This window comes from Arthrobacter sp. 2MCAF15, from assembly GCF_052115605.1.
GTDB lineage: Bacteria > Actinomycetota > Actinomycetes > Actinomycetales > Micrococcaceae > Arthrobacter.
In genome coordinates this window covers 1-11,159 of the sequence record NZ_JBFRGZ010000038.1, presented here as the reverse complement: position 1 = coordinate 11,159, position 11,159 = coordinate 1, and the positions used below count along the sequence as shown (strand labels likewise).

The 11,159-nt window shown below is 63.8% G+C and carries 10 protein-coding genes and 4 pseudogenes; 7 read left to right on the top strand and 7 right to left on the bottom strand.

Annotated features, from left to right (window positions below):
- Positions 1-296 precede the first annotated feature (296 nt).
- Positions 297-530 (top strand): annotated as a pseudogene (locus AB4089_RS22710) (transcriptional regulator); the annotation flags it as partial.
- Positions 531-566: 36 nt separating this feature from the next.
- A pseudogene (locus tag AB4089_RS22705) lies at positions 567-764 on the top strand (cation transporter); the annotation flags it as partial.
- A gap of 115 nt (positions 765-879) precedes the next feature.
- Here AB4089_RS22705 and AB4089_RS22700 read toward each other — a convergent pair.
- Entirely contained in the window at positions 880-1,752 is an 873-nt protein-coding gene (locus AB4089_RS22700; protein WP_441411526.1) for an SGNH/GDSL hydrolase family protein, read from the bottom strand.
- Positions 1,753-2,416: 664 nt separating this feature from the next.
- Between AB4089_RS22700 and AB4089_RS22695 the strand changes: the two genes are divergently transcribed.
- Together AB4089_RS22695 and mctP are read left to right on the top strand one after the other, a co-directional pair.
- Positions 2,417-2,698: a DUF3311 domain-containing protein gene (locus AB4089_RS22695; RefSeq protein WP_441411525.1), complete on the top strand. Its 282-nt coding sequence runs from the start codon at positions 2,417-2,419 to the stop codon at positions 2,696-2,698.
- Positions 2,695-4,389: a monocarboxylate uptake permease MctP gene (gene mctP / locus AB4089_RS22690; protein WP_441411524.1), complete on the top strand. Its 1,695-nt coding sequence runs from the start codon at positions 2,695-2,697 to the stop codon at positions 4,387-4,389. Before AB4089_RS22695 ends, mctP begins: the two co-directional genes overlap by 4 nt.
- Before the next feature lie 167 nt (positions 4,390-4,556).
- Here the strand turns inward: mctP and AB4089_RS22685 are convergent, their stop codons facing one another.
- Together AB4089_RS22685 and AB4089_RS22680 are read right to left on the bottom strand one after the other, a co-directional pair.
- Positions 4,557-4,961: a nuclear transport factor 2 family protein gene (locus tag AB4089_RS22685; RefSeq protein WP_441411523.1), complete on the bottom strand. Its 405-nt coding sequence runs from the start codon at positions 4,959-4,961 to the stop codon at positions 4,557-4,559.
- A 113-nt stretch (positions 4,962-5,074) separates the two neighbouring features.
- Complete coding sequence (locus AB4089_RS22680; RefSeq protein WP_441411522.1) at positions 5,075-5,569, bottom strand: GNAT family N-acetyltransferase; 495 nt, start codon at positions 5,567-5,569, stop codon at positions 5,075-5,077.
- A 743-nt stretch (positions 5,570-6,312) separates the two neighbouring features.
- On the opposite strand from AB4089_RS22680, the gene AB4089_RS22675 reads away from it, so the two are divergent.
- From AB4089_RS22675 to AB4089_RS22665, 3 genes and pseudogenes are all read left to right on the top strand, one after another.
- A complete protein-coding gene (locus AB4089_RS22675; protein WP_441411521.1) occupies positions 6,313-6,705 on the top strand; it encodes a GntR family transcriptional regulator in 393 nt (130 codons plus the stop codon).
- Entirely contained in the window at positions 6,702-7,784 is a 1,083-nt protein-coding gene (locus AB4089_RS22670) for a DUF1648 domain-containing protein (RefSeq protein WP_441411520.1), read from the top strand. Before AB4089_RS22675 ends, AB4089_RS22670 begins: the two co-directional genes overlap by 4 nt.
- Positions 7,785-7,821: 37 nt before the next feature.
- Positions 7,822-7,953: pseudogene (locus AB4089_RS22665) on the top strand (NAD(+)--rifampin ADP-ribosyltransferase); the annotation flags it as partial.
- Between the two features lie 143 nt (positions 7,954-8,096).
- Here the strand turns inward: AB4089_RS22665 and AB4089_RS22660 are convergent.
- The 4 genes and pseudogenes from AB4089_RS22660 to AB4089_RS22645 all read right to left on the bottom strand — a co-directional run.
- Complete coding sequence (locus AB4089_RS22660) at positions 8,097-9,110, bottom strand: PRC and DUF2382 domain-containing protein (RefSeq protein ID WP_441411519.1); 1,014 nt, start codon at positions 9,108-9,110, stop codon at positions 8,097-8,099.
- A gap of 332 nt (positions 9,111-9,442) precedes the next feature.
- On the bottom strand, positions 9,443-9,709 hold the full coding sequence (locus AB4089_RS22655; protein ID WP_441411518.1) for a GlsB/YeaQ/YmgE family stress response membrane protein: 267 nt from the start codon (positions 9,707-9,709) through the stop codon (positions 9,443-9,445).
- Between the two features lie 770 nt (positions 9,710-10,479).
- Entirely contained in the window at positions 10,480-10,737 is a 258-nt protein-coding gene (locus AB4089_RS22650; protein WP_441411517.1) for a hypothetical protein, read from the bottom strand.
- A 282-nt stretch (positions 10,738-11,019) separates the two neighbouring features.
- Positions 11,020-11,159, bottom strand: a pseudogene (locus AB4089_RS22645) (IS110 family transposase); the annotation flags it as partial.

The following is an 11,159-nucleotide window of genomic DNA, read 5'->3' as shown; positions in this document are numbered from 1 at the left end:
ATCCAGGCACTCAGCGCCGAACTCCTGACACTGACCACCGCGAAACAGGGCACCAAACCCCAGCCCGCCATCCGGGCAAAACCAAATGATTCCACGAAACAACCCAGGCGGGCATCTTGACATGATTCCCCGGGGACGTCGCGGTGACTCTAAGATGATCCGCGCGTAGACGAAGAATCCTGCGGTGCGCCGCCGACAGATGCCCCGCCGGGACGGCATCTCGCTTGGACGCGGAGCCGTTCCGTCGGAGACCCGGCAAGCGGTGTATGCCGGAGGCCCGCGTTCGCGACGGGCCGTATCCCAGCAATACCCTAAGAAATGCTAAGCAAGCTTGCAATAGCCATCACCGGAGAAGCGACCCGTCGACCTGTCTGGGCGGCGGCGGCCTGGTCGTTGCCGTTACCGATGGACGGCGGAGCCGGTATGAACTCGCGGACGCCCGGCTGGGCCACACCATCAAGGACGTGATCGGCGTAGTCCTGGCGGTCGACCCGGCGTGCTGCGCCCCGGACAGGGAGTGCCTGGTATGACGTCTCTGCTGCAGGCAAAGAGCGGAGAGCCGCGCCGTGCTGAGCCTCAGGATCCGGTTGTTCGCGGCGCGACCATCACCTACAACCTCATCGCTGTCGTGGTGGCGCTGTGGGCCGGCGGCGTCGCTGACTCCGCGGCCCATATTGGCTTCGGCCTGGACTCCGTCATTGAGGTGATGTCCGTCCTGGCAGTTCTCCGTCAAGGACCCGGAACGGCGTGAGCACCTGACTATCTGCCTGGAGCAACCGCTCGCGGCGGGCTCTGTTATGAGTTGGCGCGCGAGGGAACGGGATGATGCTCTGCAGCGAATGTGACGGATAGGTCTTCGGGGGTGCCGGCGCCGGGAGGCTAGGCCGAGGGGCCGTTTCCAATGAAGGTCCCGGGCGGCATCCGGGCGCCGAACACGGGGCCGGCGTCGGGCCTTTTGGCGTGCCGATCTTCTTCGGCGATCCGTTGTTTGAGGCGTTGAAGGACCCAGGGGACCAGATGTTCGCGGACCCAGACGAGGTCATCGGTCCTGGCCCCGCGCCAGCCACGCTCGGGCAGGACTTTCGGTGTCATCGGCTCCAGGTTGTGGGGGACGTTGAGGGTGTCCAGCACCATGATGGCAATAGTGTGCTGGCCCAGCGGGGAGAAATGCAGCCGGTCGGGGTCCCACATCAGCGGGTGCGTGAGCTGACGCAGTGCCCAGAGGTCGGCGATCACAGCATCGTGGCGGGCGGCGATGATGTGCAGGTTCTCATTGAAGATTGCCACCCTCCCGCGGATCTGTCCCAGTACCGGCGTCGCGCCCCAGTCCGGGCCGGCGAACAGCACCACCGTTGCCCCCGTGGAGGCCAGTAGTTCCACAGCGGCATCGAGGCGGACCGAGAGTTTGTCGGGGTCGCTTCGGTGGAAGATCAGATCATTGCCCCCGGCGTTGAGTGTTATCAGATCCGGGTGCAGCGCCAGCGCAGGACCCACCTGCTCATCCAGGATTTGTCGGACCAGCAACCCGCGGACTGCCAGGTTCGCGTATGCGAAATCCTTGTGCCCAATACTCAACTCTTCGGCGACCCGGTCCGCCCAGCCCCGCAGACCCCCCGGGCTCCGCGGTTCCGGATCTCCGACACCTTCAGTGAACGAATCGCCCAGGGCCACGTAGCGGTTCCACGGGTGCAGGCGGAACTGGTAATTACGGGAGCCACCCTGCGCTGGAGCGTCGGCGCTCGAAGGGTTCATTCCCTCATACTGCTCCCGCTTCACCGAGGGCGCTATGGTCGCCCGGCTTTGTACAGAAATGCCTCCCTATCTTTTCTTGTACTGTGGCTGTTCGCCCGCTGCGGGGCGGCACGTCAGGGTGGGTGGCCGGGTGTGGCGTTGAAACTCCCGGGCCACCTCTCTGATGAGCGCCGGTCAATTCCAGACAACAGGTTCCCAAGAGTCGTCGGCGCGTGATCGCGGGTAGGCCGGCGTGGCCGGACGCGTTGGGCTGCCTTCGATTACCTTGCCTCAAGACCAGAAGCCGAAACATGCGCCGGGATAAATGGGCCGGTTGGATGCCAACATCCGACCGTAAGTTCCGCAACTCGGCGGGCCGGCCGGAACACCGCTACATCCTGTCCCCGTGAAGTTCTGAACGTTGAACGCTGCCGGCGCCATCGCTCTGGGCGCCGAAAGGGTTCTGTCATGGCATCGGGGACATCGTGATGCTTCTGGGTCTCGGCCGCTTGATCAGCGCTCAGGTGACAAGGCGCCTGAAAGAGGCGGGCTCGCCTTTGCCCTGTTGGACAATAAGTCCAGTGTCTATCCTGTTGGTAAAGACCGCTTGACACACGGTCCACAGGCCGCCGGCACATCCCGGGAAGCCTTCCCGCTCCGGGGCCGTCTCGATGAGGAGGCGTCGATGTCCATTCCTGATGTGCCAACCCGCGGTCCGGCCAGGCCCAGTCCGTACATCATCACCGGAATCCTGTTGGCCATCGCCATTGTGGTTCCGCTGTTAGTGCCGACGTATTCGTTCGATGAGCCGCGCTTGGCCGGCATGCCGTTCTTCTACTGGTATCAGATGATGTGGATTCCGATCACGTCGGCCCTGGTGGGGGTCTCCTACCGGCTGATCAGCAAGGAAGACCGTCGCCGGCGCGAATCAGTGCAGGGGCGCTCAGACACCGAGGAGGAGTCATGAGCGGAGGCGTAGTGCCGCTGGCCGCTCCGGACAGGCCCATTAGTTGGGTTCCGCTCACGATTGTGGTCATCCTCTTCGTCTTGGTGGCGGCCCTCGGGTTCGTCGCCGCGAGGTGGCGTCGGGACGAGGGCACCGGGTTGCACAGCCTGGACGAGTGGGGCCTTGGCGGCCGGGGATTCGGCACCTGGGTGACGTGGTTCCTGCTGGGCGGGGACCTGTACACGGCCTACACTTTCGTGGCCGTTCCGGCTGCGATGTGGGCCACCGGGGCCGTGAGCGGATTCTTCGCCGTGCCGTACACGATCGTCCTGTACCCGATTGTGTTCCTGCTGATGAGCCGGCTATGGTCCGTCTCTCACCGGCACGGGTTCGTCACGCCCGCTGACTTCATCGGCGGCCGCTTTGGCAGCAGGGCGCTTACCCTTGCCGTCACCGTTACCGGCATCGTTGCGACCATGCCCTACATCGCGCTGCAACTCGTAGGCATCAAGGCCGTCCTCACCGTGCTGGGACTGGGCAGCGCCGAGAACGCACTCCTGACGGACCTGCCGCTGATCATCGCCTTCGTCGTCCTGGCTGCCTACACCTACACGTCTGGCCTGCGGGCTCCGGCCCTGATCGCCGTCGTGAAGGACCTGCTGATCTACCTGGCGGTGATCGTTGCAGTCATCTACCTGCCGATCAAATTCGGGGGATGGGGGCCAATCTTCGACTCTGCCGAGACGAAACTGGGTGCCACCAACCCGGCCACCGGCAAACCTGTTGGAATCTTCATTCCCGGAGCCTCCAGCTACTCCGCCTACTGGACACTGGCTCTGGGCTCGGCCTTGGCGCTGTTCATGTACCCGCATTCGATCACGGGCGTTCTGGCAACGAAGAGCAGGAACACTATCCGCAAGAATGCTGCCGTTCTCCCTTTGTACTCATTGATGCTGGGATTTCTGGCGTTGCTGGGCTACGTGGCCATTCTTGCCGGAACCAATCCCGTCGACCTGAACGGAACCGTGAACCCGCAACTGGTCGTGCCGCAATTGTTCCTGGACCAATTCCCGGCCTGGTTTGCCGGTATCGCCCTGGCCGCCATCGCCATCGGCGCGCTGGTTCCGGCCGCGATCATGTCAATAGCGGCAGCAAACCTGTTCACCCGCAACATCTACCGCGATCTGATCAGGCCCGACGCCACTCCCCGGCAGGAAGCCAGCGTCTCCAAGATCGCATCGCTCGTGGTCAAATTCGGCGCACTGATATTCGTCATCGCCATGGACCAGTCGGCAGCAATCAACATGCAGCTCCTCGGCGGTATCTGGATCCTGCAGACCTTCCCGGCGATCGTGTCCGGGCTCTACACCCGCTGGTTCCACCGCTGGGCCCTCTTCGGTGGATGGGCAGCCGGAATCATCTACGGCACTATCGCCGCCTACAACGTGGTCAACCCCGTCACGAAAGCCAACTTTGGCGGCTCCATCGCTCCCATCCCCGGCACGGACATACAGGTCTACATCGCCGTCGTTGCCTTTGCGATCAACCTCATCGTCGCCGCAGCACTCTCAGTTCTCTTCCACGCCATGAAACTCCCCGATGGGAAGGACATCACCCGCCGCTCGGACTACGGCGCCGACGAGAACGATCCGAAGGTCGCCCAGATCCAGCGCGAGCACCCGCTCGCCGAGCCCGGGGCCCCCACGCGCTGATTCACGGAGGGACTTGACCGATTGGACTCTTGAACATGTTCATCCGGGGTGTGGGCGGCTCCGGCCAGGTGGAATGGGTCCACCGCTAAGCGACGCCACCGAAGTCGCCAAGTCGCACCATGTAGTTCGTACACGACTGCCTGGGGAAGGCTCCGGTATTCTGTGGCCTAGGTGCCAGGAGTTAATGTGTCGGCGTGGCGATGGGCTACTTTCCATTGGCCGTCTTCGTGGCGGTATACCTGTGTGGCCCGCAGCGTGAAAGTGCGCGGTTCACCGTCCACGGAGGCGGAAATGTGTTCCATGCCGGCCGTGTACGCCATGCCGCCTGCGACGTCGTAAGTCTGCAGTTCGAAGTCGTAGGAGGTGCAGTCAGAGAAACTCTGTCCCAGTGCGGTGAAGAGCTGGTCCAGCTCATCGAGTCCAGCGGCGTTGCGCCAGGCCCCCAGAACGCTAACCGGTTCATTGCGGGACCAAATCTCGCGGCGAGGGCCCGGGTCGCCGTTATGCAGGGCCAGCTCCGCTTCGTGCAATTCGGACTTGACCCAGGCCAAGAAGTCTCCAACATCGCTCATGCTTCAGTATGCTCCTGGACCGGCGCCATCGGCATCGCCATCACAACCACGACGTGCGGCCAGTAACATCCGTCCTGCCGGGGCCGTCCCAACCTGTCACAGTCACCGGTTATTCAGTCGTAGTCGTATTCCGTGTCATCGTCCGTGGGGCGGTGGAAGTCCCTGGAGAGGTAGAGGGCCATCGCCGCCGAGTTGTTTTCATCGACGGTGACCGTCACGGTGGTGCTGCCCAGGGTGTGCAGGGCGTGCAGGCAGTGTCGGAGGAGTTCTTCGGCGAGGCCTTGGCGGCGGTGGTCCGGGTGGGTGAAGAGTTCATCGATGACTGCTTCGCCGTAGCGTTCAGTGATGATGATGGCGGCCGTAATCTGCCCGTCGGGCCCGGTCGCTACCAGGGACGCTGCTTCGGCGGTCCGGTGGCCCTCGGATGTGGGGGTGCCGATCCAGCCGGGGTCGCCACCCCGCCCCCGCGCGTCATCACGGGCGTACACGTGCCGGTGCAGAGCGGCCAGTTCGGGAAGATCATCGGGTGTCAGGGGCCGGACAGGGAAGCGTGCAGGCTCCGTTTTCTGGTGCCCGGTCACCGCAACCAGTCTGATCGAAGCGGTCATGACGGCGCTGCCTTCCCCGGCGCGCAGACGGCACCGTTGAACATAGTGTCCGGCATTGGTTCCGGGCGCGGAAGACACAGGAGCGCAACGATCTCCGGCGGAGCCCCGGGGAGCGGCAGCTGGCACGGACCGAGCAGTGCCGGGATGCGGCGCGCGTCACGGACGCGATCCTCCGGCACACTCCTCAGGCCGACTTCCTGTCGGGCTGGCTCCGCGTCCAAGCGCGGAGCCGGTTGGGGACAGCCATCCACAAGGCATGGGACCGGAGACGAAAAAACACCCCCGTACCTGACCTGGGGGAGATCATCGGCACGGGGGTGTTCATTGATGTCCCGTCACTGTTGGGGGGTCGCGGCGGAACTGAACAACCATAGGTCGAGACGATTTGCGAGTCAAACGTTGTCAGGGACTGCACGGCTTCCATATCATTTTGACTGGGAAGTGGCCCGGGGCAACCGTTGTCGGGGGCGGGCCACCGCCGCCAGGTGGCACGGCCCGAGTAGAGACGCCCTCACCCGAAATGGGTGGGGGCGTTTTCTTGCAACCACCGGGATTCAGCCCGCATGTTTGAGGCGCCAGAGCGGTTCTGGCGACAGCTTCGATGCCGCTCATGGAGATGTTCACTCGGCCCCGTTAATTGAATTGACGTCCGTACGCCACGACCGAGATTTCCCAGCGACGTCGCCGGTTAATTGTTCTATAACTGATATATAGCAGAGTTGCTGTGGGCGGAAGGCGGAGTGATGATCCTCAAAGTCGACCTGGACAGTGAGGTGCCGATCTATCAGCAGCTTCGGGACCAGATTGTGGAAGCGATCGCCGAGGGCGTCTTGACCGAAGGCAGTGCGTTGCCGGCCACGAGGACCCTTGCTGCGGATTTCGGGATCAACTTCCACACGGTGAACAAGGCCTATGACCTCCTGCGCCAGCAGGGGCTGATCCGCCTCAGTCGCAAGACCGGTGCGGTCGTGGTCCCGGCGGTCGCGGGCCCGCCGTTTCCCTCCGAATGGACGGCGAGGGCCCGGACTCTGCTGGCTGAGGCCGTTGCCAGAGGTTTGCCGGCCGACGAGGTCCTCCAGACCTGCCGGTCCGTACTCGATTCATTCGTTACCACGCAGCGGCAGAAGATGCCATGAGCGCCGCCGTCGTCCTGAGCTGTGTGTTGTTGGCACTTGTGCTCCTGCTCGCGCTTGTGCTGCCGTCGGTGACCAGTCCGACCGTGCCCTTCGGGGTCCGGGTGCCGGCCCAGTATGCCGGGGACCCGACGGTGGTCCGGCAGTCCCGCATCTACCGGTGGAGGGTACTCGTCGGCGGGTTGGCCGTTACCGGGATCGGTGTTGGTATCTACGCGGTGACCGGGGACCCGCTGCTGCTGCCCGTGTCGGTGTTGGTGCTCGACGGCGTCTGGTACGGATGCTTCTTCCTGGCCCACCAGGAAATCCGGGCAGCAAAGACCGCCGGGGGCTGGTACAACGGCCTGCACCAGGGCATCGCGGTGGACACCGAACTGCGGACCGACCCGCCCCGGTTCCCGTGGCTCTGGCTGACCCCGGCACTGATCATCACCGTCGCCACGGTGCTGTTCGGTGTGCTCAGCTACCCATCGATGCCCGAGGCGCTGGTGGTTCACTTCGGCGCTAATGGTGTGCCGAACCGGGTGGTCACCAAGTCGGTCGGCGCGGCTTTCTCACTCGTGTTCGTGCAAATCGGCATGACGGCACTGCTCGCGGGAATGGCGGCCGCGATCGTCCGCAGCAGGCCCGACCTCGACCCGGCACACCCGGCCGGCTCCGCACGCTGGTCACGGCACTACATCTCACTGGGCGCCAAGGCACTGCTTGGACTGGTCGCGATGATCGATGTGGGAATGCTGGGAGCATCGCTGCTGATGTGGACCGGGACCCTCACGCCGTGGGCGCCGCTGGTGGTCGCGCTCCCGATCCTGGCCGCCGTCGTGGTCACCGTTGCAGTGCTGGCCAGAAACAATGTGGAACGGGGAGAAGGCGAGGAGGAAACGGGTCTGACGCACCGGGACGATGACAAATACTGGCGCGGCGGCCTGTTCTACATCCACCGGGAAGACCGCGCACTGCTTGTGCCGCGCCGGTTCGGCATTGGATGGACCCTGAACCTTGGCAACCCCAGGGCGGCGATGCTTGTGGCCGGTCTCTTCGCACTGATCTTCCTGGTGACCACCGTTCGTTTCGGCGGCTGACCCCTGTCAGTCGCCGCCGAACGCTTTTCGGTAACGGATCTACATCGTGGAACCGACGTGCACCCCGGAAGATGACCCCAACGTGACTGATAAGAAGTGCGCCGGCAATCCGTCCCAGTCTTACCGCACCCGAGAACCGATGGAGGCCGTCGGTGAACTCGTGGGTTGGGCGTCCAGATAAGGGGCAGGTTGATATAAACCCGAGCTGACGAACAGCAGATAGATCTTTATCCTGTTCCAAGGAGCCTGATCCAACGCCCGGGCCCGGGGCAGGGCGACTGGTCCTGCCCGGGCCATTTGCTGGTTCGAAGTTCAGCCACCGCTCTCTTCGCGTCCTGCGGTGTCGAAGTGTTCCTTGCGGACTTTCTCCTTGATGGTCACGTCTTCGGTGACCGTTTCCGTGCCGATGTGGACCCGTTCGACCGGGACGGTCTCCTTGGTGACGATGACACGTTCTTCGTGGAGGATGACCTCGTTCTCATCGTCGGCACGGTCCGCCAATTCGCCGCGGTCGTCTTCGGCAATCGGTTCCCGCTCGATCCGTACTTCTTCCCGTTGCACTGGAACCGTCCTGGTTACGTAGTCCGTGGTGACGTATTTGCGCAAGCGTCCCCGGCCGGTGGCCTGCTGCTYGGCGCCGYGGTCTGTTGCTGTGGTGTTTGGTGCGGCGGGGGCCGGGGCGTCATCGGTGGTGGGAGCGGTGGTGTCGTAGCCGGGGGTGCCGGTGGGGGCGGCGGTGGCCTGCTGCTCGGCGCCGCGGTCTGTTGCTGTGGTGTTTGGTGCGGCGGGGGCCSGGGCGTCATCGGTGGCGGGAGCRGTGGTGTCATAACCGGGGGCGCGGGTGGTCTCGGATGGCTCGCGTGCGGTGGTGTCTCGTTGTTCGGTTGGGCTGTCGGTGGTTGGAGCCGTGGCGTCATAGCCGGGGGTGGGTGGTGCTACGGTGCGTTCAGTCCCGGGCTCCTCAGATAAATCTGGTGTATCTGCAGTCGCTTCGGTGTAGGTGTGCCCGGTCTCGAGCTGATAGTGCTGGTACAGCCGGTCTTCCTCATCTGGCTCGAGTGCCCGATCGGCGTCGATCCTTGGCGCGTCCTTAACCTGGTTCTTGCTGTAGGGGACGACGATGTCATCTCCCTGTGCCCGGGCCCCTTCAAGGGGCACGAATGATTCGGACATACCGAACAGTCCTGTGCGGACGGTCACCCAGCTCGGCTGCCCGCCTTCGTTGTCGACGAAGACTTGGCTGATGGAGCCGATCTTTTCTCCGTCCCCTGAAAGAACATTTGCGCCTTGGCTGAGCAAACGATCAATTTGTTCGATGGTGAGCATGACGTTTCCTTGGATCTCATAGCTTGAAATAGTTTTGGCTGATCGGGAACCCCTAATGAAGTACCCGACCGATACTGGGCAGTCCTTCGATCCTGACCAGTGCTTGGAGGCGCCGCGCGCTGCGGTGAGGACTGCTCGGGGGACCGGGAGGCGAATACCCCGCTGTTTGCCGGTATTACGTCATGGTCTTTAGATCCCGTTGAGGGGGACTCTCGGCGGCAAGTAGACAGGAGTGCCGATCGGAGGTTGGTAGCCGTTCTTATACGGCCGGCCCGCGGCCACTTGTCGGGAACGCCGGTCCGCCCCACCGGGCAGACATGGTCCTGCGGCCTCTATACCCTGCTTCTGCGGCCGGCTACTGCGCCGAAGATCAGGAGCACAATGACGGCGCCGAGTATGGAGAGGAGCCATGTTCGCAGGTCGAAGAAGTCACCGAGGCCTCCGCCGAAGATCAGGGAGCCGATCCAGCCGCCGAGGATTGCGCCCACGACGCCCAGAACCAGGGTGATCACCCAGCCGCCGCCCTGCCGGCCGGGCAGGATCGCCTTGGCTATGGCGCCTGCGATGAGTCCGAGAAGGAGAAATCCGAGAATTCCCATGACTGTCCATCCTTTCGGTAATGCGGTCGTGGATGCGGCCGTAACAAAATTTAATCAGCATGCTTAGTAGTGCGCAATAGCCCGCGGACGATGTTCTGAGTGCGCTCTCAGGACCGGTCCATCGCGGCATAGGATCAGGCTCGAAGCCGGCCTGGGATGTTTCCGCGCCGGCCCGATGTACCGTGGCGCACCGGCAGTCCCACGAGCCCGCGGCTCCCGAACCGGCCATAAACCGTCACCGGCGTACGGGGTCCGGGTTCCTCAAGTGTTGACTATCCGGCCAGCCGTGTCGCTTGGCTGTACTTCAGGCGGGAGCAAGCTTTATTCGCGTCCGGACACCGCGGGTGCTGGCCGTCTTATGTGCCCGTGGCGTGGGCGGGAGTGCCTAATTCAGCTCCGGCCCAATTCCGTGCCCGGATCCTCACCAGCCTCAGTCGGTTCCAGACCTATTAGCATGCTTGGAAATAGTCCAGAGTCGCCCTGCGGACGAATGACGGCCCACAGGGTCGGCCCMGGCGCCGTCATATCGGGCGGCCCGACATAGCCGGACAGAACGATTGTGCGCGGGCACGCGGAAGGGCGGCAAGCCCCCAGGCCGGGCCGTCCTCATCGCGGCGATCCATGACTGCATGGAACCTCAATCGGGCGGCCACTTAGCGTCGAAGGACCGGCCTGTCGAGCAGGAAGCAGGGTTCCAGTCGCTGGTACGACAGGTGGTTCAGTCCATCTCGGGGGGGGCATCCGGGCGCGGGGCCGTCGATGGAACCTGGTCAGGCCGTCGCGGGGTAGCTGGCCAGGATGTAGTCCGTGGCGGCCTGTCCTGTCATCCGCCGGTGGCTGTTGCGCAGATCGACGCCGCAGCGTCGCATGGCAGATCGGAAGGTGATGTCCTCCACGGGCGTGATGTTGTGGAGCCGGCACCAGCTTGTGTACAGGCCGTAGAGGCAATCCGGTCCCAGCGGCCAGTGGGTTTCATCCGGGACCGTGGCGTCAAGGAGGAATCGTTCGAAGTGCGAGGTGGCCATCATCGGGCCCTTCTCCGCGGGTGCATCCTTATGCCACCGTTCTGCTACAGCGGCTGTCTTTGCCGCCGTGCACCCGACGGCAAAGCGTCCCCGACCCGGAAAGGTCGACCAGGACAGTTCCGAATTTACAAAGTTCCGGCTGGCCTGTCCAGAGCACAGACGAGCCCGTTTCTGACCAGACCCTGCACAGCGGCTAGGTGACACGAGACATGCAGTTTAGGGGAGGGGTCAGCGGCGTAACAGCCCCCGTCGCCCGCGGGAAGGGGGGTGTCCCTATGCTCTTGGTCAAGCTGCCTGGGTGGGCTTCTCGTCGTAGAAGGTGCCGTGTCTGAGCATGCAGTAGATGACGTCGCAGCGGCGCCGGGCCAGACAGATGACGGCGGCGTTGTGTTTCTTTCCCTGGGCGCGTTTCCCTGGGCGCGTTT

Coding starts and splice junctions, on each gene's coding strand:
- AB4089_RS22700 (WP_441411526.1), bottom strand. CDS start 1,752: ATGAACCCTTCGAGCGCCGACGCTCCAGCGCAGGGTGGCTCCCGTAAT.
- AB4089_RS22695 (WP_441411525.1), top strand. CDS start 2,417: ATGTCCATTCCTGATGTGCCAACCCGCGGTCCGGCCAGGCCCAGTCCG.
- mctP (WP_441411524.1), top strand. CDS start 2,695: ATGAGCGGAGGCGTAGTGCCGCTGGCCGCTCCGGACAGGCCCATTAGT.
- AB4089_RS22685 (WP_441411523.1), bottom strand. CDS start 4,961: ATGAGCGATGTTGGAGACTTCTTGGCCTGGGTCAAGTCCGAATTGCAC.
- AB4089_RS22680 (WP_441411522.1), bottom strand. CDS start 5,569: ATGACCGCTTCGATCAGACTGGTTGCGGTGACCGGGCACCAGAAAACG.
- AB4089_RS22675 (WP_441411521.1), top strand. CDS start 6,313: ATGATCCTCAAAGTCGACCTGGACAGTGAGGTGCCGATCTATCAGCAG.
- AB4089_RS22670 (WP_441411520.1), top strand. CDS start 6,702: ATGAGCGCCGCCGTCGTCCTGAGCTGTGTGTTGTTGGCACTTGTGCTC.
- AB4089_RS22655 (WP_441411518.1), bottom strand. CDS start 9,709: ATGGGAATTCTCGGATTTCTCCTTCTCGGACTCATCGCAGGCGCCATA.
- AB4089_RS22650 (WP_441411517.1), bottom strand. CDS start 10,737: ATGATGGCCACCTCGCACTTCGAACGATTCCTCCTTGACGCCACGGTC.